This window comes from Streptomyces sp. NPDC090106, from assembly GCF_044747265.1.
Classification (GTDB): domain Bacteria; phylum Actinomycetota; class Actinomycetes; order Streptomycetales; family Streptomycetaceae; genus Streptomyces.
This window is the reverse complement of record NZ_JBIVDS010000006.1, coordinates 530,736-554,942: the sequence shown is the minus strand read 5'-3', so window position 1 is coordinate 554,942 and position 24,207 is coordinate 530,736. Positions and strand designations below refer to the sequence as shown.

At 72.7% G+C, this 24,207-nt stretch carries 22 protein-coding genes; 11 read left to right on the top strand and 11 right to left on the bottom strand.

Annotated features, from left to right (window positions below):
- Positions 1–33: 33 nt before the first annotated feature.
- Together ACIPSE_RS22565 and ACIPSE_RS22560 are read right to left on the bottom strand one after the other, a co-directional pair.
- Positions 34–1,932, bottom strand: a complete 1,899-nt coding sequence (locus ACIPSE_RS22565; protein ID WP_401664957.1) for a rhamnogalacturonan lyase — start codon at positions 1,930–1,932, stop codon at positions 34–36.
- Between the two features lie 39 nt (positions 1,933–1,971).
- Positions 1,972–2,922: a helix-turn-helix transcriptional regulator gene (locus ACIPSE_RS22560; RefSeq protein ID WP_401664956.1), complete on the bottom strand. Its 951-nt coding sequence runs from the start codon at positions 2,920–2,922 to the stop codon at positions 1,972–1,974.
- A gap of 63 nt (positions 2,923–2,985) precedes the next feature.
- Between ACIPSE_RS22560 and ACIPSE_RS22555 the strand changes: the two genes are divergently transcribed.
- Together ACIPSE_RS22555 and ACIPSE_RS22550 are read left to right on the top strand one after the other, a co-directional pair.
- A complete protein-coding gene (locus ACIPSE_RS22555) occupies positions 2,986–3,465 on the top strand; it encodes a hypothetical protein (protein ID WP_401664955.1) in 480 nt (159 codons plus the stop codon).
- On the top strand, positions 3,462–3,938 hold the full coding sequence (locus tag ACIPSE_RS22550) for a hypothetical protein (RefSeq protein ID WP_401664953.1): 477 nt from the start codon (positions 3,462–3,464) through the stop codon (positions 3,936–3,938). Before ACIPSE_RS22555 ends, ACIPSE_RS22550 begins: the two co-directional genes overlap by 4 nt.
- Here the strand turns inward: ACIPSE_RS22550 and ACIPSE_RS22545 are convergent.
- The gene (locus ACIPSE_RS22545; protein ID WP_401664952.1) at positions 3,922–4,686 is read right to left on the bottom strand and encodes a class I SAM-dependent methyltransferase; all 765 of its coding nucleotides are present in this window, start codon (positions 4,684–4,686) and stop codon (positions 3,922–3,924) included. The genes ACIPSE_RS22550 and ACIPSE_RS22545 overlap by 17 nt on opposite strands.
- Positions 4,687–4,690: 4 nt before the next feature.
- Positions 4,691–4,996 (bottom strand): 4a-hydroxytetrahydrobiopterin dehydratase, encoded by a 306-nt coding sequence (locus ACIPSE_RS22540; protein WP_401664951.1) that lies wholly within the window; start codon positions 4,994–4,996, stop codon positions 4,691–4,693.
- A 165-nt stretch (positions 4,997–5,161) separates the two neighbouring features.
- On the opposite strand from ACIPSE_RS22540, the gene ACIPSE_RS22535 reads away from it, so the two are divergent.
- On the top strand, positions 5,162–5,968 hold the full coding sequence (locus ACIPSE_RS22535) for a helix-turn-helix domain-containing protein (protein WP_401664950.1): 807 nt from the start codon (positions 5,162–5,164) through the stop codon (positions 5,966–5,968).
- Here the strand turns inward: ACIPSE_RS22535 and ACIPSE_RS22530 are convergent.
- Positions 5,950–6,405: a hypothetical protein gene (locus ACIPSE_RS22530; protein ID WP_401664948.1), complete on the bottom strand. Its 456-nt coding sequence runs from the start codon at positions 6,403–6,405 to the stop codon at positions 5,950–5,952. The two genes, ACIPSE_RS22535 and ACIPSE_RS22530, sit on opposite strands and share 19 nt — an antisense overlap.
- A gap of 269 nt (positions 6,406–6,674) precedes the next feature.
- On the opposite strand from ACIPSE_RS22530, the gene ACIPSE_RS22525 reads away from it, so the two are divergent.
- The 6 genes from ACIPSE_RS22525 (at position 6,675) to narI (ending at position 15,050) form a co-directional block, all read left to right on the top strand.
- The gene (locus ACIPSE_RS22525; protein WP_401664946.1) at positions 6,675–7,538 is read left to right on the top strand and encodes a helix-turn-helix domain-containing protein; all 864 of its coding nucleotides are present in this window, start codon (positions 6,675–6,677) and stop codon (positions 7,536–7,538) included.
- Between the two features lie 79 nt (positions 7,539–7,617).
- Positions 7,618–8,433: an SAM-dependent methyltransferase gene (locus ACIPSE_RS22520; protein ID WP_401664945.1), complete on the top strand. Its 816-nt coding sequence runs from the start codon at positions 7,618–7,620 to the stop codon at positions 8,431–8,433.
- A 78-nt stretch (positions 8,434–8,511) separates the two neighbouring features.
- Positions 8,512–12,207: a nitrate reductase subunit alpha gene (locus ACIPSE_RS22515; protein WP_401664944.1), complete on the top strand. Its 3,696-nt coding sequence runs from the start codon at positions 8,512–8,514 to the stop codon at positions 12,205–12,207.
- A gap of 1 nt (position 12,208) precedes the next feature.
- Positions 12,209–13,837 (top strand): nitrate reductase subunit beta, encoded by a 1,629-nt coding sequence (gene narH / locus ACIPSE_RS22510; RefSeq protein WP_401664942.1) that lies wholly within the window; start codon positions 12,209–12,211, stop codon positions 13,835–13,837.
- Positions 13,837–14,331, top strand: a complete 495-nt coding sequence (gene narJ, locus ACIPSE_RS22505; RefSeq protein WP_401664941.1) for a nitrate reductase molybdenum cofactor assembly chaperone — start codon at positions 13,837–13,839, stop codon at positions 14,329–14,331. Before narH ends, narJ begins: the two co-directional genes overlap by 1 nt.
- Positions 14,328–15,050 carry a respiratory nitrate reductase subunit gamma gene (narI, locus tag ACIPSE_RS22500; RefSeq protein WP_401664940.1) on the top strand — a complete coding sequence of 241 codons (723 nt, stop codon included), beginning with the start codon at positions 14,328–14,330 and terminating at the stop codon, positions 15,048–15,050. The genes narJ and narI overlap by 4 nt, the downstream gene beginning before the upstream one ends.
- A 4-nt stretch (positions 15,051–15,054) precedes the next feature.
- Here narI and dnaK read toward each other — a convergent pair whose 3' ends face one another.
- The 4 genes from dnaK to ACIPSE_RS22480 all read right to left on the bottom strand — a co-directional run bounded on the left by dnaK (position 15,055) and on the right by ACIPSE_RS22480 (position 20,167).
- A complete protein-coding gene (gene dnaK / locus ACIPSE_RS22495; RefSeq protein ID WP_401664939.1) occupies positions 15,055–16,920 on the bottom strand; it encodes a molecular chaperone DnaK in 1,866 nt (621 codons plus the stop codon).
- A gap of 169 nt (positions 16,921–17,089) precedes the next feature.
- Positions 17,090–17,518 (bottom strand): OsmC family protein, encoded by a 429-nt coding sequence (locus ACIPSE_RS22490; RefSeq protein WP_401664938.1) that lies wholly within the window; start codon positions 17,516–17,518, stop codon positions 17,090–17,092.
- A 66-nt stretch (positions 17,519–17,584) separates the two neighbouring features.
- A complete protein-coding gene (locus tag ACIPSE_RS22485; protein WP_401664936.1) occupies positions 17,585–19,639 on the bottom strand; it encodes an alkaline phosphatase family protein in 2,055 nt (684 codons plus the stop codon).
- 126 nt (positions 19,640–19,765) lie between these two features.
- Positions 19,766–20,167, bottom strand: coding sequence for a hypothetical protein (locus ACIPSE_RS22480; protein ID WP_401664934.1), 402 nt, complete (start codon positions 20,165–20,167; stop codon positions 19,766–19,768).
- 85 nt (positions 20,168–20,252) lie between these two features.
- Here ACIPSE_RS22480 and ACIPSE_RS22475 point away from each other — a divergent pair, with 85 nt between their 5' ends.
- On the top strand, positions 20,253–21,026 hold the full coding sequence (locus ACIPSE_RS22475; RefSeq protein WP_401664932.1) for an MBL fold metallo-hydrolase: 774 nt from the start codon (positions 20,253–20,255) through the stop codon (positions 21,024–21,026).
- Positions 21,023–21,670: a DedA family protein gene (locus ACIPSE_RS22470; RefSeq protein WP_401664931.1), complete on the top strand. Its 648-nt coding sequence runs from the start codon at positions 21,023–21,025 to the stop codon at positions 21,668–21,670. The genes ACIPSE_RS22475 and ACIPSE_RS22470 overlap by 4 nt, the downstream gene beginning before the upstream one ends.
- A 7-nt stretch (positions 21,671–21,677) precedes the next feature.
- Here the strand turns inward: ACIPSE_RS22470 and ACIPSE_RS22465 are convergent, their stop codons facing one another.
- Positions 21,678–22,742 carry an MBL fold metallo-hydrolase gene (locus tag ACIPSE_RS22465; protein ID WP_401664930.1) on the bottom strand — a complete coding sequence of 355 codons (1,065 nt, stop codon included), beginning with the start codon at positions 22,740–22,742 and terminating at the stop codon, positions 21,678–21,680.
- The gene (locus ACIPSE_RS22460) at positions 22,739–23,986 is read right to left on the bottom strand and encodes an aminotransferase class I/II-fold pyridoxal phosphate-dependent enzyme (protein WP_401665058.1); all 1,248 of its coding nucleotides are present in this window, start codon (positions 23,984–23,986) and stop codon (positions 22,739–22,741) included. The genes ACIPSE_RS22465 and ACIPSE_RS22460 overlap by 4 nt, the downstream gene beginning before the upstream one ends.
- Between the last annotated feature and the right edge of the window lie 221 nt (positions 23,987–24,207).

The window sequence follows — 24,207 nt, the reverse complement described above, 5'->3', positions numbered from 1 at the left end:
ACCCGGGCGGGGCCTCCGCATGAGGGCGGCCCGTCAGGGGGTGTAGACGGTCGGCCGGGGCGCGGTGGCCATGCCGTTGCCGATGAAGAAGCTCGGGTGCGGGGGCTGGTTGTAGGCGGTGTTCTGCCAGGCCAGGCCCGTGCGGTACATCGTGTCGTGGAGCAGGGTCGTGATCCTCGTCGTCGTCTCGTACGGCGTCGAGTAGATGCGCAGGGCCGTGTTGTTCGTCGTCGGCCAGACGACCTCCTCGCGCCAGTCGCCGAGGATGTCCCCGGACAGCGACGGGGTCGCCTTGGTGCTGTTGTTGGAGTGGACGTCCGCGCCGGTCAGCAGCCGGGTGTCGGACGAGGTGCCGTACTTGTCGATGTGCGTGCCGTCCAGGAGCTCACGCGTGGTGTCGCCGTCCCACCAGGACAGGAAGTTCACCGACGAGGGCTCACGGCCCTTGGTGGCGCCTGCCTCGTCCCGGATGTAGGTGTCGGAGGCGGACCAGACCTCGGCGCCGTCGTTGCCCGCGTAGATGTCCCCGGCCACGCCGCGCCCGTTGTCGCAGCAGGAGGCGAGCTGCCAGCGGATCGCGCCCGTCGCGGGGTTGATGTACAGCTCGGCCGGCTGCGAGGACGACTCGGAGACCTTGAAGTACTCCAGGCCCGAGGTGGAGGGGTCGAGGTCGCCGAGGTGCTGGGCGTCGCCGTGTCCCGTCTTCGTCGTCCACAGCCCGTTGCCGTTGTCGTCGACGGCCATCGCGCCGTACACGATCTCGTCCTTGCCGTCGTTGTCGACGTCCCCGACGGACAGGCTGTGCGAGCCCTGGCCGTCGTACCCCTTGCCGGTGTTGGTCGAGGAGTTGGTGTCGAAGGTCCAGCGCCGGGTGAAGGCACCGCCGCGCCAGTCCCAGGCCGCGATCACGGTACGGGTGTAGTAGCCGCGCGCCTCGATGAGCGAGGGCCGGGAGCCGTCGAGGTAGGCCGTGCCGGCGAGGAAGCGGTCGACGCGGTTGCCGTAGGAGTCGCCCCAGGAGGAGACCGTGCCGCGCGCCGGGACGTAGTCCACCGTGCCCATCGCGGCGCCGGTCTGCCCGTTGAACATGGTCAGGTACTCGGGGCCGGACAGGACGTAGCCGCTGGAGTTGCGGTAGTCGGCCGAGGAGCTGCCGATGACGGTGCCCGCGCCGTCGACCGTGCCGTCGGCGGTCTTCATGGCGACCTCGGCCTTGCCGTCGCCGTCGTAGTCGTAGGCCTGGAACTGGGTGTAGTGGGCGCCGGAGCGGATGTTGCGACCCAGGTCGACGCGCCACAGGCGGGTGCCGTCGAGCTTGACGCCGTCGACGATCGTGTTCCCGGTGTAGCCGGACTGGGAGTTGTCCTTGGCGTTGGTCGGCTGCCACTTCAGGACGAAGTCCAGCGCGCCGTCGCCGTCGAGGTCGGCCACCGAGGCGTCGTTGGCCTCGTAGGTGTAGGCCACACCGTCGGGGGTGGTGCCGCCGGCCGGCGGGGTGATGGGGACGTCCTTGTAGCCGGTGCGGAACTGGATCGCGTGGACCGAGTCGGCCTGTTCCACGCCCCCGACGATCGCGCGGACCGTGTAGTCGGCCTGGGCGGGCGCGCCGGAGTGGAAGTAGGTGGTGGAGCCGGTGATCGGGGTGGAGTTGACCAGCGTTCCGGCCCGGTAGACGTTGAAGGACACGCTGTCCGGGTCGGTGCCGAGCCAGCGCCAGCTGACCAGGTTGCCGCTGTCGGTGTGGACGCTGACGACACCCCGGTCGAGCTTCTCGACCTGGCGGGCGGTGGCGGCCTCGGCGGTGCCGGGGGTGATCGCGGTGAGCCCGGCGGCGACGAGCGCCGACACGGCCGTCGCCGCCGCGAGGAGGGCTCGGCGTCTGCGGCGCGGAGACACGGGGTGCGGGTGCACGTGCGGGTGCGGGTGCTGCACGAGGTGAACCTCCAGAGAGGACGGACGGGTTCCGCTCTCTCAGTCGCCGCCGCGCGCCCCCGGGTTGCCGTACATTCCGGCCAGTTCGGCCACCGTGCGGGCCATGCGTTCGCGCAGCTCGGGCGGCCGAAGCACCTCGATCCCGGCTCCCAGGCGCAGGAACTCGCCAACGGCGCGCTCGACGGACTCGACAGGGACGGTCGCGGTGACCCACCCGTCGGGCTCCGCCTCGCCGTACCTCGCCCGCGCGAGCGAGACGCCCGGGGCGAGCCGCACCTCGGCCTCGCCCTGGTACAGCCGGTCGTGGAAGTCGCGCTGGTACGCCGTCCAGTACGCGGGCAGGTCGAAGTCGGCGGGCCGGTCGAACTCCTCCTCCGTCGCGTCGAGCCGGAGGATCTGGTCGACCCGGAAGGTGCGCGGCCCCGGGCCCGCGACGACGTACCAGCGCCCCGCCTTCAGGACCAGCCCGTACGGCTCCAGGCGGCGCTCCACGTCGGTGGGCGCGCGCCAGCGGCGGTAGACGACGTGCAGGACCCGGCTGTTCCAGACCGCGGCGGCGACCGCCGGCAGACAGGGCACGTCGTCCGCCGACGCGTACCAGCCCGGGGCGTCCAGATGGAAGCGTCCGCCGATCCGGTCGGCGTGGGCCCGCAGCTCCGCGGGCAGCGCGGCCCGCACCTTGAGCCGGGCCGCCGCCAGGACCGACCCGAGCCCCAGTTCGGCGGCGGGCCCGGGCGCGCCCGCGAGGAACAGGGCCTCGGCCTCCGGTGCGGTCAGGCCGGTCAGCCGGGTGCGGTAGCCGTCGAGCAGGCGGTAGCCGCCGGCGTGCCCCGCGTCGCCGTACAGCGGGACACCGGCGGCGCTCAGGGCGTCCACGTCCCGGTAGACCGTGCGCACCGAGACCTCCAGCTCCTCGGCGAGCTGGGCGGCGGTCATCCGGCCCCGGGTCTGGAGCAGCAGGAGGATCGAGAGCAGCCGACCGGACTTCATTCCGTGAGCATCGCAGACTCCACTGACAGAAGGTGTCAGTGGAGTGGGCCTAGCGTCCCGCCCATGGCCTTCCAGGAGAAACTGCTGACCGTGCCGCCCCCGATCGAGCTGGCCGGCCGGCACATCAAGCGCTACCACGTCACCGCCGACCCGTCCGGCATCGATCCCGGGGTGGAGAAGGCGGCGTACGCGATCCTCCCCGAGCTGCTGCCGGAGGCGGACGGCACCCCGCCCATGACGTTCGTGGTGCTGCACCGGGGCGGGGACACCGGCGCCTACCTCAACGCGTACAGCTGGGTCTGGGACAACGTCCTGCACTTCCGGGGCGCCTGCGCGGGTCAGCCGGTGCTGGGCTGCCCCGACACCGACCCCGTCCACTTCGTCCGGCCGGACCTGCCGTGGATCGGCTGCGTCTGGGAGCTGCCGCCGATCCAGCACGAGCGGGACGCCTGGATACGGCACGTCCTCGCACCCGAAGTCCCCGACCTGGAGGCCTACTTGGCGGACTCTCTGCCCGAAGGTACGACGGGGGGCCGGGCATGAGCGGTCCGCGCGACTTCGACTTCCTCCACGGCGACTGGCAGGTGCGCCACCGCCGCCGCACCGACTTCCTCGACCCGGACAGCGCCTGGGAGGAGTTCGGGTCGACCAGCCGCTGTGTGCCGCTGTTCGACGGGGCGGCGAACCTCGACGAGATCGACATGCCTCATCTGTCGGCGAAGGGCGCCACCCTGCGCCTGTTCGAGCGGGCGACCGGGCAGTGGTCGCTGAACTGGGCGTCCAGCGTGACCGGGACGCTGTACCCGCCCGTCCTCGGCCGCTTCACCGACGGACGCGGCGAGTTCCACGGCGACGACACCTACGACGGCAAGGAGGTGCGGGTGCGGTTCGTGTGGTCCGGTGTCTTCGCGAACGGGGCCCGCTGGGAGCAGGCGTTCTCGCTCGACGGCGGGGCGACCTGGCTGACCAACTGGGTCATGGAGTTCACCCGGGTCGCGGTCAGCCGGGCTTCCTGAACGCGCGCAGCTGGAACACCGGGTCGGCGCGCCGCCGGTCCTGGTCGGGCAGGGTCTCCAGCCGGGCGGCGAACCGCTCGGTGCGCGGCTCGCCGGGCGGCAGCTGGGTGAACCAGCCGCGCCGCAGGTCGGCGGCGGTGCCGCGGGGGCTGCGGCCCTGCCCCAGGCCGGTGAAGGCGGACCGCCCGGCGGCGACGAGCCCTTGCGCCGCCGCGCACCCCTCCACGCGGTGCGCGGCGTCCGGGGCCGAGCGGCGCGGGCGGGGGGCGAGGACGGCGTCGATGTCGCTGCCGACGTCGTGCGACGCGGCCTTGTCGACGGTGGTGACGTACACGCCGCCGGGTCCGAGCACCCGGGCGCACTCGGCGACGATGCTGCCCACGTCGTCGGCGCCGTCGATGAGATGCAGCAGCCAGATGCTGGTCACCGCGTCGAACACGCCGTCGGGGAAGGGGAGTCGGCGGCTGTCGCCGAGCACGACCGCCCCCGGCAGCCGGCCGGCCGCCTTGCGGGCCATGCCGTACGTCAGGTCGGCGCCGGTGACCCGGAGCGCGGGCCGGGCCCCCGCGAGTCTGCGGGTGACGATGCCCGTGCCGCAGGCCACGTCGAGGAGCCGGCCGGGCCGCCCGGGGGTGCGGTGGGCGCTCTCGGGGATCAGGCCGAGCACCGCGTCGGCGGCAGCGGCGGCGCGGGGTTCGCCGCCCCGGCTGGCGTCGTAGACGCGGGCCTCCTTGTCGTAGTCCAGCACGCCGTCACTGCGCCCCGTGGCCGGGGGCGAGCGCCTCCACCCGCCGGGCGAGCTCGACGTCCTTCTCGGTGACCGCGCCGCCCGCGCTGTGCGTGTTCACGCTCAGGGAGACGGTGTCGTAGCCGAGGACGAGGTCGGAGTGGTGGTCCAGCTCCTCCTGGACCTGGGCGATGTGGACGACCAGCGCGGTGGCCGCGAAGTGCGAGGCCAGCCGGTAGGAGCGGCGGATGCGGTCGCCGTCGAGCGTCCAGCCCGGCAGTTCCGCGAGACGGTCCTCGATCTCCTGCTGCGACAGCGGTACGACGGGCATGGCGTCGCTCCTTCCTGAGCCGGACTCTGCTGAGCTGGGGTTCCTCCCAGCCTGCCACAGAGCGGACGCCGAGGCCCTGGTCAGAGGGGTTTCCCGAGGCCGGCCGGCGCGGGGGATCCGCCTCCCCCGCGCCCCGGCCCGCCGTCCACCGTCTACCGTCCTCGTATGACCACCTCCTCGCGCACCGATCCCGGCGTCGGCCCCCTCCTGCGGGCCTGGCGGGAGCGGCGCCGGGTGAGCCAGCTGGAGCTGGCGCTGCGCGCCGGCTCCTCCGCCCGGCACATCAGCTTCGTCGAGACCGGCCGGTCCCGGCCGAGCGAGGAGATGGTGCTGCGGCTGGCGGAGCACCTGGAGGTGCCGGTCCGGGAGCGCAACGCCCTGCTGCTGGCGGCCGGTTACGCCCCGCGCTACCGGCAGACCCCGCTGGAGGACCCGGCGCTGGACGCCCTGCGGGCGGGCCTGGAGCGGCTCATCCAGGGCTACGAGCCCTATCCGGCCCTGGTGATGGACGCGCGGTACGACGTGGTCGCGGCCAACCGGGGCATCCTGATGCTCCTCGACGGCGTCGACGCGTCCCTGCTCGCACCCCCCGTGAACGCGATGCGGCTGACCCTGCACCCGCGGGGTCTGGCGCCGCGCATCCGCAATCTGCGCGAGTGGCGCGGCCATCTGCTGGCCCAGTTGGAACGGCAGTCGGCCCTGCACCGCTCGGAGCCGCTGCGCGCGCTGTACGAGGAGGTCGCCGGGTACCCGGTGGCCGACGACGGGCGCGAGGACGGTGAGCCGCTCGGCGACGCCCCGTACTTCGCCCTGCCGATGCGCGTGGAGCACGAGGGCCGGGTGCTGTCGTTCGTGTCGTCGGTGTCCACCTTCAACACACCGATGGACGTGACGGTCGCCGAGCTGGCCATCGAGACGTTCCTCCCGGCCGACCCGGCGACGGTCAAGTACCTTCAGACGCTCATGTCCTGACGTGCCCTCAGGCTCAGGTGCTGCGCGGCGGCGAAGGCGGCGACGGCGACCGCCTGGAGGACCGTCCACACGGCGCCCGCGGTGGTCGGTGTCAGCCACAGGGCGAGCGCCACGCAACTGAGCGTCGCCCAGAGGAGGTTGGCCTCGACGACCAGGCGTACCGGTGGCGCGGCCGGGCGGGCCCGGGACGCGAGCAGGCCCACACCGGCGGCGTACACGGTGAGGAACGCGCCGAGGGCGAGCAGCAGCGCGGAGCCGGCGCCGAGGAGGCGTCCGAGCGGGCCGGAGGCGGCGAGGTAGGCGATCCCGTTGGCGCCGGTGACCACCGCGTCCAGGGCGAGGAGACGGCGCAGCGCGCGGCCCGGGTCGCCGGTGCGGACGAGGGCCGACAACACGGCGGCGGGCCGCGGGTGGACGGGCTGCGGGCTGGTCGACATGGAAGATCACCCTCCGACGGGTCGGGGCGGAAGCGGAGTCGGGGACGGACCCGGACCCCGGGACGGAGTGCGCCGCCCCGGAACCCGGTGCCCCGACGATCCCGCACCCGTCCGGCCGGGTCGATTACCCGCGAGGTAATGCGGACATGCCTGATTCGCCGGGCACCGCTACGTCCCGCGTGGCGTGCGCGTCACCCGCAACCGGATGAGACAGGCTGCGGAACATGACACACTGCCCCGGATACTTCGGCGCGTAGGGGAGGCGTGGCGTGAGTGAGCGGCGTCCTGCGCCCACCGTGGGTCAGGTGGTGCTCGGCAAGCGGCTTCAGGAGTTGCGGGAGGCGGCCGGGCTCAAACGCGAGGAGGCCGCGAAGGTCCTGCGCGTGGCCCCGGCGACCGTGCGGCGCATGGAGATGGCCGAGGTCGCGCTGAAGATCCCGTACGTACAGATGCTGCTGTCGACCTACGGGGTGCCCGACGAGGAGGCGGACGCGTTCGTCTCGCTCGCCGAGGAGGCCAACCAGCCGGGCTGGTGGCAGCGGTTCCACGACGTGCTGCCGGACTGGTTCAGCCTGTACGTGAGCCTGGAGGGCGCGGCCCGCATCATCCGCTCCTACGAGCCGCACTTCGTACCCGGCCTGCTCCAGACCGAGGGATACGCGCGCGCGGTCATGGAGGCGGGCACGATCGGGCAGGACGGCGCGGACGCGATCGAGCGGCACGTGTCGCTGCGCATGACCCGCCAGGAGCTGCTGGAGCGCCCCGATCCACCCCACCTGTGGGTCATCATGGACGAGACGGTGCTGGCCCGGCCGGTCACCCGCGAGGCCGGGGTGATGCGTGAACAGATCGACAAACTCCTGGAGTTCGGCGAGCGCGACCGGGTCACACTCCAGATCGCCGAGTTCGCGGACGGCCCGCACCCGGGGACGTACGCGCCGTTCTCGCTCTTCCGTTTCGCCGAACCCGAGCTGCCCGACATGGCGTTCACCGAGTATCTGACCGGGGCCCTGTACCTGGACTCCCGCCGGGAGGTCTCCGCGCATCTGGAGGTCCTCGACCACATGACGGCTCGCGCCGCGTCGGCCGAGCGCACCAAGCAGTTGCTGCGGGAGCGCCGGGCCGACTTCTGAGGCCCCCGGCGCCCTTTCGCCATCTGCCCGCAACTCCCCATCGAGCGCACCCACTTGAGGAACGAGGAGCTGACACCGCATGACGGCATCCGAGGGCGCGCCCACCACCGTCGACACCAGCCGGCCGCATCCGGCCCGGGTGTACGACTGGTGGCTGGGCGGCAAGGACAACTACCCGGTGGACGAGGAGCTGGCCCGCCGGATCCTCGCCACGGACGGCACCGTGGTGCGCGGCGCGCGCTCCAACCGCCGGTTCATGCACCGCGCGGTGCGCACGGCCGCGCAGGCCGGGCTGCGCCAGTTCCTGGACATAGGCACCGGCATCCCGACCGAGCCGAACCTGCACCAGGTGGCCCAGGAGGTCGCCCCGGACGCGCGGGTCGTGTACGCGGACAACGACCCGGTCGTGCTGCGGCACGCGCAGGCGCTGCTGCACAGCTCCGCCGAGGGCGCCACGGACTACGTGCACGCCGACGTCCGCGACCCCGACACGATCCTGCGGCTGGCCGCCGGGACCCTGGACTTCTCGAAGCCGGTCGCGCTGTCCCTGGTGGCGCTCACCCACTATCTCAACGAGGACCCGGACGGCGACGACGTGTACGGGCTGCTCGGCCGGTACGTCGCCGAGCTGGCCCCGGGCAGCTTCCTGATCCTGTCCCAGGTCACCCCGGATCTGAGCCCGGAGGCCATCGCGAAGGCCGCGGAGCACTTCCGGGCGGGCGGCACACCGTTCTATCCGCGCTCGCTGCCCGAGTTCTCGCGGTTCTTCGACGGTCTGGAGCTCCTCGGCCCGGGCGTGATCCCGGTGACGGGCTGGCGCCCGGAGCCCGTCGACGTCGAGGCGCAGACCGAGGGCATCGTGCCGGTGTACGCGGGCGTGGCCCGCAAGGTCTGACCCGTACGGGTGCCGTGAACGGGTGCGCTCCCCGCACCGCCCCTAGCTTCGGGAGCAGGGGCCAGCAAGGGAGCGCATGTGACCGACACCCAGACACCGCCCACCGAGCCGGGTGCGGCGCTGCTGAAGGCCGGCAGGTTCTTCCGGCCCGGCACAGCGGCACCCGACCTGCACAGCATCGGGCTGACGGGCGGCCGGGAGGCGGACGCCTTCTACCGGGACCGCTGGAGCCACGACAAGGTCGTGAACTCCACGCACGGGGTGAACTGCACGGGCTCCTGCCGCTGGAAGGTGTACGTCAAGGACGGCATCATCACGTGGGAGACCCAGCAGACCGACTATCCCTCGGTCGGCCCGGACCGCCCCGAGTACGAGCCGCGCGGCTGCCCCCGGGGCGCCGCGTTCTCCTGGTACACGTACTCCCCCACCCGGGTGCGCTACCCGTACGTCCGCGGTGTCCTCCTCGACCTGTACCGCGAGGCCCTCGGCCGGCTCGGTGACCCGGTCCTGGCCTGGGCGGACATCCAGGACGACCCCGAGCGCCGGCGCCGCTACCAGCAGGCCCGCGGCAAGGGCGGCCTGGTCCGCGCGACCTGGGACGAGGCCGTGGAGATCGTCGCCGCCGCGCACGTCCACACGATCAGGACGTACGGCCCGGACCGGATCGCCGGCTTCTCCCCGATCCCGGCGATGTCGATGGTGTCGCACGCGGCGGGCGCCCGCTTCCACTCCCTCATCGGCGCGCCCATGCTGTCGTTCTACGACTGGTACGCCGACCTTCCCGTCGCCTCCCCGCAGGTCTTCGGCGACCAGACGGACGTCCCGGAGTCCGGCGACTGGTGGGACGCCGCGTATCTGATGATGTGGGGCTCCAACGTCCCGGTGACCCGCACCCCGGACGCGCACTGGATGGCGGAGGCCCGCTACCGGGGCCAGAAGGTCGTGGTGGTCGCCCCGGACTACGCAGACAACGCCAAGTTCGCCGACGAGTGGCTGCACCCGCACCCGGGCACGGACGGCGCCCTCGCCCTGGCCATGGGCCATGTCGTCCTCAAGGAGTTCTTCGTCGACCGGGAGACCCCGTTCTTCACGGACTACGTGAAGAAGTTCACCGATCTGCCCTTCCTGGTGACCCTCACCGAGAAGAACGGCGCTCTGGTGCCGGCGAAGTTCCTGCGCGCCGGCGATCTCGGCCAGGAGGGCGAGGGCGCGGAGTGGAAGACGGTCGTGCTGGACGCGGCGAGCGGGCGCGCGGTCGTCCCCAACGGCTCGCTGGGCTTCCGCTGGACCGAGTCGGGCAAGGGCCGCTGGAACCTCGAACTCGGGGCGATCGAGCCGACGTTGACCCTGCACGGCCAGGACGTCGCGAGCCCTGTCGAGGTGCTGCTGCCCCGCTTCGACACCGAGGGCGGCGAGCACGGCCAGGGCCGCGGCGAGGTGGTGCGGCGGGGTGTGCCCGCGACCCGGCTGGGCGGCCCGGACGGCCCGCTGGTGACGACGGTCTTCGACCTGCTGCTGGCGCAGTACGGGGTGGGGCGCGAGGGCCTGCCGGGTTCCTGGCCCGCCTCCTACGAGGACGCCGGGCAGCCCGGCACGCCCGCCTGGCAGGAGGTGCACACCTCCGTCCCGGCCGCCAAGTGCGTCAAGATCGCCCGGGAGTTCGCGCGCACCGCAGAGCGGTCCAAGGGCCGCTGCATGATCCTGATGGGCGCGGGCACCAACCACTGGTTCCACTCCGAGACGATCTACCGCGCCTTCCTCGCGCTGCTCCAGCTGACCGGCTGCCAGGGCAGGAACGGCGGCGGCTGGGCGCACTACGTCGGCCAGGAGAAGTGCCGCCCGGCCACCGGCTGGGCGACGCTCGCCGCCGCGTCCGACTGGTCCCGGCCGCCCCGGCAGATGATCGGCACGGCGTACTGGTTCCTCAACACCGACCAGTGGCGCTACGACCGCTTCACCGCCGACGTGATGGCCTCCCCGCTCGGCGAGGGCCGCTTCGAGGGCATGACGGGCGCCGACTGTCTCGCCCTGTCGGCGCGCACGGGCTGGATGCCGTCGTACCCGACCTTCGACCGCAGCCCGCTGGAGCTGGGCGCGGCCTTCGGCGACCCGGTGGCGAAGGCGGTCGCCGAACTCCGCTCCGGGACACTGAAGTTCGCGTGCGATGACCCGGACGCCCCGGAGAACTGGCCCCGGGTGCTGACCCTGTGGCGGGCGAACCTCCTCGGCTCCTCGGCGAAGGGCGCCGAGTACTTCACCCGGCATCTGCTGGGCACCCAGTCCTCGCTCAGTGCCCAGGAGGCCGAACCCGGCGAGCGGCCCCGGGACGTGACCTGGCGGGACGAGGCGCCCGAGGGCAAGCTCGACCTGCTGCTGTCGCTGGACTTCCGGCAGACCTCCTCGACCCTGCTGTCGGACGTGGTGCTGCCCGCCGCGACCTGGTACGAGAAGCACGACCTGTCGTCCACCGACATGCACCCCTACGTGCACTCGTTCACCCCGGCCGTGGACCCGCCCTGGCAGGCCCGCACCGACTTCGACACCTTCAAGGCGCTCGCCGACCGGCTCAGCGAGATGGCCGTCGTGCACCTGGGCGTGCGCCAGGACCTGGTGGCGACACCGCTCCAGCACGACACCCCGGGCGAGACGGCCCAGCCCGGCGGTGTGGTCCTGGACTGGAAGCGCGGCGACTGCGATCCGGTGCCGGGCCGCACCATGCCGAACCTGACCGTCGTGGAGCGCGACTACACGGCGATCGGCGCGAGGTTCCGGGCGCTGGGGCCGCTGGTGGAGCGGCTGGGCCTGCCCGCGAAGGGCATCGCGCTCAGGCCCGACGAGGAGATCGGGCACCTGGGCGAGCTGAACGGCGTGGTCCGCGAGGGCCCCACCGCGGGCCGCCCCCTGCTCGACACGGCGGTCAAGGCGGCCAACACCATCCTCGCCCTGTCCGGGACCACCAACGGCCGCCTCGCCACGCAGGGTTTCCGCACGCTCCAGGAGCGCACCGGGCAGGAGATGGCGCACCTGGCCGCCGAGCACGAGGGCAGACGCGTCACCTACGCGGACACACAGGCGGCGCCGGTCCCGGTCATCACCTCACCGGAGTGGTCGGGCAGCGAGTCGGGCGGGCGGCGGTACACGGCGTTCACGCTCAACACCGAGCATCTCAAGCCCTGGCACACCCTCACCGGGCGCCAGCACTTCTTCCTCGACCACGACTGGATGCACGAGCTGGGCGAGGCGCTGCCGATCTACCGGCCGCCGCTGGACATGAACAGGCTCTTCGGCGAACCGCGGCTCGGCCCCGACGGGGAGAAGGAGGTGACGGTCCGCTACCTCACCCCGCACAACAAGTGGTCCATCCACTCCGAGTACCAGGACAACCTGTTCATGCTGGCGCTCTCCCGGGGCGGCCAGAGCATCTGGATGTCCCCGCAGGACGCCGACGCGATCGGGGTGCGGGACGACGACTGGATCGAGGCCGTCAACCGCAACGGCGTGGTCGTGGCCCGCGCGGTCGTCTCGCACCGCATGCCGGCCGGCACGGTCTACATGCACCACGCGCAGGAACGCACGGTCAACGTGCCCAAGGCGGAGGCCACCGGGAAACGCGGCGGCATCCACAACTCGCTGACCCGTCTCATCCTCAAGCCGTCCCATCTGATCGGCGGCTACGCCCAGCTCTCCTGGGCCTTCAACTACCTGGGCCCCACGGGCAACCAGCGCGACGAGGTGACGGTCATCCGCCGCCGCAGCCAGGAGGTCGAGTACTGACATGCCCCGTGACGAAGTCACCATCGGACGCTGCATGGCCCAGATCGCGATGGTCATGAACCTCGACAAGTGCATCGGCTGCCACACCTGCTCGGTCACCTGCAAGCAGGCGTGGACCAACCGCCAGGGCATGGAGTACGTCTGGTTCAACAACGTCGAGACCCGACCCGGCCAGGGCTATCCGCGCCGCTACGAGGACCAGGACAAGTGGCGCGGCGGCTGGGAGCTGAACAAGCGGGGCGCCCTCAAGCTGAAGGCGGGCGGCCGGTTCCACAAGCTCCTCGGCATCTTCTCCAACCCGAAGCTGCCGGAGATCAAGGACTACTACGAGCCCTGGACGTACGACTACAAGAACCTCACCGACGCCCCGCTCGGCGACGACTACCCGGTCGCCCGCCCGGTGTCGCAGCTCGACGGAAAGCCGATGAAGATCGAGTGGTCGTCGAACTGGGACGACAACCTCGCGGGCGCCCCCGCCTACGGCGACCTCGACCCGATGGTCGAACGCACGCGCCAACAGGCCTCGGACAAGGTCAGGTTCGAGTTCGAGCAGACCTTCATGTTCTATCTCCCGCGGATCTGCGAGCACTGTCTCAACCCGTCCTGCGTGGCCTCCTGTCCCTCCGGGGCGATGTACAAGCGGGCGGAGGACGGCATCGTCCTGGTCGACCAGGACCAGTGCCGGGGCTGGCGGATGTGCGTGACGGGCTGCCCGTACAAGAAGGTGTACTTCAACCACCGCACCGGCAAGGCCGAGAAGTGCACGATGTGCTATCCGCGCGTCGAGGTCGGGCTGCCGACGGTCTGTTCGGAGACCTGCGTGGGCCGGCTGCGCTATCTCGGGGTCGTGCTGTACGACGCCGACAAGGTCACCGAGGCCGCCTCCGTGCGGGACGAGAAGGCCCTGTACGAGGCCCAGTTGGGGGTCTTCCTCAACCCCGAGGACCCCGCCGTGCGGCGCGCCGCCGAGGAGGCGGGCATCGCGCACGACTGGATCGAGGCCGCCCGCCGCTCCCCCGTGCGGGCCCTCATCAGCACGTACAAGGTGGCCCTCCCGCTGCATCCGGAGTACCGGACCATGCCGATGGTCTGGTACATCCCGCCGCTGTCGCCGGTCGTGGAGGCCCTGTCGGAGACCGGGCACGACGGTGAGGACGCGGACAACCTGTTCGCCGCGATCGACACCCTCCGCATCCCGCTGGAGTACCTCGCGGAGCTCTTCACCGCGGGCGACACCGCGCCGGTGCGGGCCTGTCTGGAGAAGCTTGCCGCGATGCGGGCCCACATGCGGGCGATCAACCTGGGCGAGGAACCCGACCCGCGGACCGGCGAGGCCGTCGGCATGTCGGCCGGGGAGATCGAGGACATGTACCGGCTGCTGGCGATCGCCAAGTACGAGGACCGGTACGTCATTCCGACGGCGGCCGTCGGTGACGCGCGCCGCCTGGAGGAGTCGGCGCTGCCCGACGGATGCAGCCTGGAGTACGACGGCGGTCCCGGCATGGGCGGCGACGGTCCGTTCGGCCAGGACTCCGGGCGCAAGCTGCTCCCGGTGGTGTCCGTGGAGAACTTCCACGGACTGCGCCGCCGCCAGACCTCCGACGACCCCGCCGACGCCGAGGAGGTCTGATGCCTTCGTACGCCGTGCTGTACCAGGCCGCCGCGCTCTGCCTGACCTATCCCGACGACGACTTCCGCGCCCGGCTGCCGCTGCTGCGCGAAGCGGCCCCGCAGCTGCGGGAGTTCGTGGACCACGCCGCGGTGACCGCGCCGCGGGAGCTGGCCGAGCACTATGTGCGGGTCTTCGACTTCAAGAACCGGCACAGCCTGTACCTGAGCTGGTGGCAGGACGGGGACACCCGGCGGCGCGGGATGTCGCTGGTGCGTTTCAAGGACGTCTACCGGGCGGCCGGGCTGGAGTTCACCGGCGAGGAGCTGCCCGACTTCCTGCCCGCGGTGCTGGAGTTCACGGCCCGCACCGGCGACACCGGCCTGCTCACCGAACACCGTGCCGGGCTGGACCAGTTGCGCTCCCGCCTCACCGACTTCGGTACGCCGTACGCGTCCGTGCTGGACGCCGTCTGCGCCACCCTGCCCACCGCACACACCGGAGTGCGCTCATGACCACGCTCCTGTGGGGCGTCCTGCCGTACGTCGCCCTCGCCCTCCTCGTCGCCGGTCTCCTCTGGCGCCACCGCTACGACAAGTTCGGCTGGACGACCCGCTCCTCCCAGGTCTACGAGTCGAAGCTGCTCAACATCGCCTCACCGGCCTTCCACTACGGCATCCTGTTCGTCCTGGCCGGCCATGTCGTCGGCCTGTTCGTCCCGACGTCCTGGACGAACGCGCTCGGCGTCAGCGAGCACACGTACCACCTGTTCTCGCTGTACGGCGGCACCGCGGCCGGGGTGCTCACGGTCACCGGGATCGTGCTGCTCGTCTACCGGCGGCGGACGAAGGCACCCGTCTTCCGGGCGACCACCGTCAACGACAAGGTCATGTACCTGGTGCTGCTCGCGGCGATCGCGATGGGCATGATCGCCAAGCTGACGCACGCCTCCGGCGACGGCTACGACTACCGTGAGTCGATCGCCCCCTGGGCCCGCAGCCTGTTCGTCCTCCAGCCGGACATCGACCGCATGCAGGGCGTGCCGGTGCTCTACCAGGTCCACGCGGTGATCGGGATGGCGCTCATCGCGTTCGTGCCGTACAGCCGACTGGTCCACATGTTCAGCGCACCGGTCCAGTACCTCTTCCGCCCCTACGTCGTCTACCGGGCACGTGACCCCGAGAGCCTGGGCCCGCGCCCGGAACGACGGGGCTGGGAACGCACGGGCTCCTAGCGGTTCAGGCCGCGCCGCCCTTGTGGTCGCGGTCCTCGTCGACGATCTCCGCGTCCACCACGCCCTCCTCCTCGGGGGGCGTGGTGTGCTGTTCGGGCGGGGTGTCGGAGGGTTCCTCCTGGGCCCGGGCGTACATGGCCTGGCCCATCCGCTGGCTGACGGCGGTGAGCCGGTCGATGCCGGTGCGCAGGGCGTTCGTGTCGGCGTCGTGCTCCAGCAGTGACGTCAGCTCGGCGATCGCCGCCTCCACCTCCGGCCTGGTGTCGGCGGGGACGCGCTCCTCGTTGTCGCGGATGAACTTCTCGGTCTGGTAGACGAGTTGCTCGGCGTGGTTGCGGGTCTCGGCGGCCTCGCGGCGCCTGCGGTCCTCCTCCGCGTACTGTTCGGCCTCCCGCATCATGCGGTCGATGTCGTCCTTGGCCAGGGCGGAGCCGCCGGTGACGGTCATCTTCTGCTCGCGCCCGGTCGCCAGGTCCTTGGCGAAGACGTGCATGATCCCGTTGGCGTCGATGTCGAAGGCGACCTCGATCTGCGGGACGCCGCGCGGGGCGGGCGGCAGTCCGGTGAGGTCGAAGACGCCGAGCTTCTTGTTGTAGGCGGCGATCTCCCGTTCGCCCTGGTAGACCTGGATGCCGACCGAGGGCTGGTTGTCGGCGGCGGTGGTGAAGATCTCCGAACGCCGGGTGGGAATCGTGGTGTTGCGCTCGATGAGCCTGGTCATGATGCCGCCCTTGGTCTCGATGCCCAGGGACAGCGGGGTGACGTCGAGGAGCAGGATGTCCTTCACGTCACCGCGGATCACCCCGGCCTGGAGGACCGCGCCGAGCGCGACGACCTCGTCCGGGTTGACGCCCTTGTGCGGTTCCTTGCCGGTGAGTTCCTTCACCAGGTCGGTGACGGCGGGCATCCGGGTCGAGCCGCCGACGAGGATGACGTGGTCCACCGCGGAGAGCTTCACGCCGGCGTCCTTGACCGCCTGGTGGAAGGGGTTCTTGCAGCGGTCGAGCAGATCGGCGGTGAGCTCCTGGAACTGGGCGCGCGTCAGCTTCTCGTCGAGGTGCAGCGGGCCTTCGGCGGAGGCGGTGATGTAGGGCAGGTTGATCGTCGTCTCGGAGGAGCTGGACAGCTCGATCTTGGCCTTCTCGGCGCCCTCGCGCAGCCGTTGCAGGGCCATCTTGTCGCTGCCGAGGTCGATGCCGCTGTGCCCCCTGAACCTCTTCACCAGATACTCGACGACCCGCTGGTCCCAGTCGTCGCCGCCCAGACGCGTGTCGCCGTTGGTCGCCTTGACCTCGATGACGCCGTCGCCGATCTCCAGCAGGGAGACGTCGAAGGTGCCGCCGCCGAGGTCGAAGACGAGCACCGTCTGCTCCTCGCCCCGGTCCAGGCCGTAGGCGAGGGCGGCGGCGGTCGGCTCGTTGACGATCCGCAGCACCTTCAGGCCCGCGATCTCGCCGGCCTCCTTGGTCGCCTGGCGCTGGGCGTCGTCGAAGTACGCCGGGACGGTGATCACCGCGTCCGTGACGTCCTCGCCGAGATATGCCTCGGCGTCCCGCTTGAGCTTCTGGAGCACCCGCGCGGACAGTTCCTGCGCGCGGTACCGGGTCCCGTCGACCGCGCCCTGCTCCGGGAACCGCCAGGCCCCGTCGCCCATGTGCCGTTTCACGGAACGGGCCGTCCGCTCGACGTTCGTCACGGCCTGCCGCTTGGCGACCTCCCCGACCAGTACCTCACCGTTCTTCGCGAAGGCCACCACGGACGGTGTCGTCCTGCCGCCCTCCGCGTTGGCGACGACGGTGGCGTCGCCCCCCTCCAGCACGGCCACCACCGAGTTCGTGGTCCCCAGATCGATCCCGACCGCACGTCCCATCGCTGTCCCCTTCCGCCAGGGCGCATCCCGGACTCCAGCACAAAACTTGAGTGGGCTGTTGTCAATGGGACGGTGGTCCGCGGTCCGTCGGGGGCGCGGGAACGGCGCACCGGAACACGAAGGCGCCGCGGCCGGAGCGAGACCGGCCGCGGCGCCCCCGCGCGAGGTGTTACGCGAGCTTCGCCGACAGCGTGATCGTCGTACCCGTCAGCGCCTGGCTGACCGGGCAGTTCTTCTTGGCGTCCTCGGCGGCGGCGACGAACGCGTCGTTGTCGATGCCGGGAACGGTGCCCTCGACGGTCAGGTGGATGCCGGTGATGCCCTCACCGGGCTGGAAGTTGACGTCGGCCGAGGTGACGAGCTTGGTGGGCGGGGTGCCGGCGCCGTTCAGGGCGTGCGACAGCGCCATGGAGAAGCAGCTGGAGTGCGCGGCGGCGATCAGCTCTTCGGGGCTGGTCCTGCCGTTCGCGTCCTGGGAACGCGAAGCCCACGTGACCGGCTGCGCCGTGATGGCGCCGGAGGAGTCGAAGTTGACGACACCGCTGCCCTCGAGCAGGTTGCCTTCCCAGACGGTGTGAGCGGAGCGCGTGGTAGCCACGGTTCTTCCTTTCAGGAGGGGGCCCGTTGCCGGGTTCCGTGACACCCATCCGATCACATTCCGGCCCTAGGCGGCGCGCGGCTCGTCCTGCGGCTCCGTCAACGGCACCTGGGGGCCGTCGGTTTCCCGCAGCCAGCGGCGCAGGACCCGGTGGACCTGTTCGGCGCCGACGAGTTCCCCGTCGCCGTCGACCGGCGCGGACAGCGCGAGCGGCGACAGCAGGAACGGCCGCCCCTGCGCCCCGCCGAGACCGCCGTGGGAGCCGATCTGCTCCTCGAAGGCGAGGACTTCGCCCTCCTCGGGGTCGTACCAGGAGTTGACCATGATGTCGGCGGTGTGCGGGAACCCGTGCGTGCGGCGTACGGCGTCGGCGGCGCCGGGTCCGAAGACCGCCAACGGCCCCGGACGGGCGTCGAGTTCACCGAGCGGGATCTCCGTGCCGAACGGGCCGAGCACCACCCCGCCGTGCCGTTCGCTGCGCACCAGGAGGAAGCCGATGCCGGGGTGGTTGGCGAGGGTGCTCAGCAGCGCGGGGTGGCGGGCGTCGATCTCCTCCTTGGTCATCCGGTGGGGGACGTCCGGGAAGGAGACCAGGCCGAGGTTGCCGGAGGCGAGGACGATCGGCTCGGAGCGGCGTCCGGTGGGCGCCTTCTCCTCGACGGGGCGGCGCAGCGCGGCGCGGACGGCGGCGCGGGCCTCGGCGCCGCTGTGGGTGCGGCGGGCCCTGCGCGGCACGGGCAGCCCGCATCCGGCGCGCACCAGGTCGCCCAGCGAGAGGCCGTAGCGGGTGCGGAAGGTCTCGCCGGGGCTCTGGCCGTGGTCGGACAGGACGACGATCCGGTACGGGCGCGGGGCGTGGTCGGCGGCCTTCTCGATCAGCGCGAGGGCGCGGTCCAGCCGCTGGAGGACCTGCTCGACGTCACGGCTCGCGGGGCCGGAGTGGTGGGCGACCTCGTCGTAGGCGACGAGGTCGGCGTAGACGGCGGTGCGGCCGGCGAGCAGGTCGCCCATGACCGAGGCGACCACGACGTCCCGTTCGACGACGGTCGCGAAGGCCCGGACGAAGGGGTAGAGGCCGCCGCGTCCGATGCGCGGGCGGACGCGCCGCACGCGGGTCCGGGTGGACTGGCCGATCTCCCGTCCGATCTCGGCGAAGAACGACAGGGCGGTGCGCACGGCGTTGGCCGGGTCGGAGAAGTAGGCGAAGTAGCCCGAGCGGGAGCGGGTCTCGCGGCTGCGCCGCCGGGTCGCGATGGACAGCACGAGGGCCTGTTCGCCGGCGCCGCCGCTGAAGAGGTTGCCGCGGCTGGCGCCGTCGGCGCTCAGGAGCCCGCCGTCGCCGGTGCGTTCGACGGCACGCCGCTGGAGTTCGGCGGCGCTGGTCGGACGGTTGCAGACCATCACCTCGCGGGTGTCCTTCTCGTACCAGCGGAAGGCGGGCACGTCCTCGTTGCTGCCGTGCAGGATGCCGAGCTGGCTGGCACCGGTCTGGCTGGACCAGTCGGTGCGCCAGGGGGTGAGGCGGTGGGTGCCGCCGTCGAGCCAGCGGGCCACGGTCGGCATGAGTCCCTTGCCGACGGCGGCCCGCAGGACGTCGTGGCCGACGCCGTCGAGCTGGAGGAAGAGCGTGCCCGGCGTGGACGGCGCGGCCGGGTCGCGTCTGCGGCGGCGGTCGGCGAGCCGGTACAGGCGCCGCCGGTAGGCGTCGTCGTCGCGGACGGCGAGCGCGCCGCCGGTCGCGGAGGCGACGGCGGACATCACGGCGGCGACCACGACGGCGGTCTCCCAGGTGGCGCCGCCCTGCTCGGCGGGGTTCAGGCGCAGCGCGACGAGGAGGAGGGCGCCGTTGAGGAAGAAGACGAGCAGACCGAGGACCAGGGCGGGCACGAGGAGCAGGAGCCGCACGAGCAGCGGCCACACCAGGGCCGACAGGAGACCGAAGACCCCGGCGCCGAGCGCGGCGGTGACGGCGATGTCGGTCGCGCTGTCGCCGTCGGCGGAGCGGAGCTGGAAGTCGGGCAGGATGCCGGCGAGGACGAGCATGGTGAGGGTGGAGACCGCCCACACGGCGATGCTCCGCCCGATCTGACTGGCGACCCGCCGCCACCGCGCGCTGACCACGCCCCGTGCACCTCACCGTCCCGGCCCGTCGCCGGTGCGGGCCTGTACCCACCCTGTCACAACGGACGGAGGTTCCCCTTTGTCACGACATGAGGGGCGGTGGCGGGAGCGGGGAGCGGCGCCGGGCTACCGGCCGTCGTAGCCCGCCGTGGGCATGGAGAGCCGGCGGTGGACGCTGGCCTTCATCTGGGCGTCGTAGGCGGGTTCGGCGGAGCCCACGGTCTCCACGCGCACCCCGCGACGTGCGCACTCGGCGAGGAAGTCCTCGACGGAGGACAGGGCGCTCTCCAGGACGCGGCGGCTCGGGGCGACGAAAAGGTCGGAGCCGGCGCGGACGCCGTCCCACAGGACGCAGTGGTCGGGCCTCAGGCCGCGCACGAGCAGTTCCCGGCTGACGCTGTAGCCGCGTTCGGCGGCCCAGCGGGCGCACATGGCGTGCTGGCTGCGGGAGTCCACCAGGAAGGGATCGGCCTCCAGCTCCTCCAGCGGCGTCAGACTCGCGATCGCCGTGACCCGCACCCATCCCATGGCGTCCCCCCTCACCTCCGGGTTTCGCCGCCGACCCTACTCCTGCCCGTAGGCTTCGGGGAGTCGCGCGAAGGAGGCAAAGAAGGTGCCGGTGGAGATCACCTGGTGGGGTCACGCCACCTGCACGATCGAGGATTCGGACGTGCGTGTGCTCACTGATCCTCTGTTCGCACGACGGCTCGCGCATCTGCGGCGCCGCCGGGGCGCGCTGCCCCCACCGGGCGCCTGGAGTGCCGACGTGGCACTCGTGTCCCATCTGCACGCCGATCATCTGCACCTTCCCTCACTGAGGAGACTGGCCCCGGGCACGCGCCTGCTCGTGCCCCGGGGCGCGCTCCGTGCGGTGCCCGCGCTGCGCCGGCTCGGTCACCTCCAGGTCGTGGAGACGGCGCCGGGCGACGAGACGGTGGTCGGCGACCTGGTCGTACGGGCGGTTCCGGCGCGGCACGACGGGCGGCGGCTGCCGGTCGGACCGCACCGCTCCCCCGCGCTCGGCTATGTCGTGGAGGGCGAGGCGCGCACGTACTTCGCCGGGGACACCGGGCTGTTCGACGACATGGCGAAGGAGGTCGGGCCGGTCGACGTGGCGCTGCTGCCGGTGGGCGGCTGGGGGCCCTACCTCGGCGAGGGGCATCTGGACGCGGGGCGCGCGGCGCAGGCGCTGGCCCGGCTCGACCCGGTGAGCGCGGTTCCGGTGCACTACGGCACGTACTGGCCGATCGGGATGGACGCCGTGCGCCCCCATGAGTTCCACGCTCCCGGCGCCGAGTTCGTGCGCCTGGCCGCCGAGCGTGCGCCGGGTGTGGCGGTGCATCTGCTCGGGCACGGGCAGAGCGTGCGCCCGGAGGTGACCCGGTGAGTCTTCCGGCGACGCCGGTCGTCCTGCTCGCGGCGGCCTCCTCGACGGTTCCGCCGGAGACGACGCAGCGGGCGATCGGCTATCCCTCGCTGTTCCTGCTGGTGCTGATCGGGGCGCTGGTGCCGGTCGTGCCGACGGGCGCGCTGGTCAGCTCGGCGGCCGTGGTGGCGTTCCACCAGACGGCGCCGTTCTCGATGCTGCTGGTGTTCGTGACGGCGTCCCTGGCCGCGTTCCTCGGGGACGCGACGCTGTACTGGCTGGGGCGGCGCGGGATGCGCTCGAAGAACGGCTCGCGCTGGCTGGAGGCGATCCGCTCGCGTGCCCCGGAGGACCGGCTGACGCAGGCCCAGGGGAAGCTGGCCGAGCACGGGGTGACGGTGCTGGTGCTGTCCCGGATGGTGCCGGCGGGGCGGATCCCGGTGATGCTGGCCTGTCTGATGGCCGACTGGCCGGTGCGCAGGTTCGTCCGGGGCAACCTCCCGGCCTGTCTGGCCTGGGCCCTGACGTACCAGCTCATCGGCATCCTGGGCGGGTCGCTGTTCCAGGAGCCCTGGGAGGGCGTGGTCGCGGCGGTCGCCCTGACCGTGCTGATCAGCGCGGCCCCCTCGCTGTGGCGCCGGATCCGCGGCACGGCGAAGGCGTGAGCGGGCGCTAGGCGCTCCGGGGCAGGAGGCGTGAGGCTCCCACGGGGAGGTCCCACAGGTCGGAGCGGTCGCGGCCGGTCCTGGCCCAGGCCTCGCGGACGCGGGTGAGCGGTTCGAGGACGGGTTCGGCGGACAGCACGAACGCGCCCCAGTGCATGGGCGCCATCCGCCGCGCCCCGAGGTCCTGTACGGCCTGGACGGCCTCCTCCGGGTCGCAGTGGACGTCTCTGAGCCACCAGCGGGGGTCGTAGGCACCGATGGGCAGGAGGGCGAGGTCGATGCCGGGGTAGCGGCGGCCGATGCGGGAGAACCAGTGGCCGTAGCCGGTGTCCCCGGCGAAGTAGACACGGGTGCCGTCGGGGTCGGTGAGCACCCAGCCGCCCCACAGACTGCGGCAGGTGTCGGTGAGGCTGCGCTTGGACCAGTGGTGCGCGGGCACGAAGTCGAAGCGGACACCGCCCAGTTCGACCGCCTCCCACCAGTCGAGCTCGCTGATCCGGGTGAAGCCGCGGCGGCGGAACCAGGTCCCGAGCCCGGCGGGCACGAACACCGGGGTGTCGCGCGGCAGGCGGCGCAGGGTGGGGGCGTCCAGGTGGTCGTAGTGGTTGTGGCTGATGACGACGGCGTCGACGCGCGGCAGCGCGTCCCAGGGCACGCCGACCGGGGTGACCCGGCTCGGGGTGCCGAGGATGCGGCGGGACCAGACGGGGTCGGTGAGGACGGTCAGCCCGCCGATCCCGAGGACCCAACTGGCGTGTCCCGCCCAGGAGACGGCGACCGTGCGGGCGTCCGGGCGGGGCAGCGGGCCGGGGGCGAAGGGGATGCGGGGGACGTCGGCGAGGCCCTCGCGGGCGGGGCGCGCGGAGCCCTCGCGGGCGAACCGGGCCAGGGCCTTGAGGCCGGGCAGCGGTGCGGTGAGGCGGTCGTGGAAGGTGCGCGGCCACACACGGCGCTCGCCGAGCGGACGGGGCTCGGCGAGCGGCGGGTACGGGGGCGCGAAGGGGGGAGCCGCGGCCGGGTCGTCGGTCTCCCTGGTCGTGCTCGTGGTGGTCGACTCGGACTGCTGCGTCATCGAGGAGGCTCCCATCGCTGAGCGTCGTCGCGGAGGTCGTCGAAAACCGACTTCAGAGTGGTCAACGGGCTTGCCGCGGGCGGCGGTTCCGGCGGTCCGGGCGGACCGGGGCGTTCCCCGGCCGCCGCCGGTGCCGTGCCGAGCAGCGCCGAGGTGGAGAGCCGGACGCGCAGGGCGCCGAGGTCGTCGCCGAAGCGCTGGCCGCCCGGCGCGGGCATGCCGAGGCGGGCGGTGAGGAAGTCCTCCAGGTCCTGGGCGTCGCCGACGCCGTGCGCGCCGAGGGCGCCGCGCAGCGGGCCGAGGTCGACGTAGAGGTGGCGTCCGGCCTGCGGCGGGCGGGCCAGGGCGCCCGCCTTGACGACGACGGCGTGCGCGTCGGCGGCCACGCGCGCGTGCAGGTCCACGGCGGCGCGCACGCGCGTGGTGACGGGTTCGGGTTCGGTGAGCGCGTAGCCGGCCGCGGCGGCGACCGGGGCGGCCACGCAGGCGCCGAGCGCGGTGAGGACGTCGAGCACGCGCGCGTGCAGCCGGTCGCCGAGGTCGCCCTCGGGGAAGCGGGCGACGGCGGCGGGCCAGCCCGGCGGCAGCAGCGCACCGGCCAGGTCGGTGACGACGGTGACCCGGTCGGGCAGCATCTCGGCGGGGCTGAGGAGCACGGTGCCGTGGGGCGTGTGCAGGGTGTCGCGCCAGGTCTCGTCGCTGACCAGGTGCAGTCCGGCCGAGGCGGCGGCCTCGACGGCCTCGTGGAGCGCCTCGGGCGGTGCCACGGTGGCGGTCGGGTCGTCGGCGACGGACAGCACGAGCAGCCGGGGGTCACCGCCCTCGTCGCGGACCCGGCGCACGGTCTCCAGCAGGGCGTACGGGTCGGGGACGCCGCCGCACTCCGCCGGGGTCGCGACGTGGAACACGGGCCGGCCCAGCAGGCGCGCGTAGGGCGCCCACCAGGCGGCGCAGGGCCGGGGCACCAGGACGTCGCCGCCGAGCGCGGCGGTCAGCGCGAGCAGCAGGGAGGGGGCGCCGGGGGCGGCGACGACGCGTTCGGGCCCGGCGGGCAGTCCGCGCCGGGCCCAGTAGCCGCACGCCGCCTCCAGGAGGCCGGGGCCGCCGCCGACGGGTTCGGCGCCGCCCCGGGCCGCCGCGGCGGCGAGGACGGCCGACAGGTCGGGAAGCACGGGCAGCCCCTCGTCCGGCAGGGTCGGCCCGAACCGGACGGGGCCGTGGCCTTCCAGGTCCGTCCGCCGCATCCGTACCTCCGGGTGAGCTGCCACTGTGCTCCGCGTACCCAGGGTGGCGCACACCCTCGACGGTCCGCTCGGGAGGCGCCGCTCGCGCGAGCGCACCCCTAGGGCCATCTGACCGTTCCTGCGGCGGGCCCGCGCGCGGCCCGGGCCCATTGGCGGGAAGGGCGGGGGCCGAGCGGGTGAAACGGCGGTGTCACGGGTGTCGGGCGGCGGACCCGGCCCCG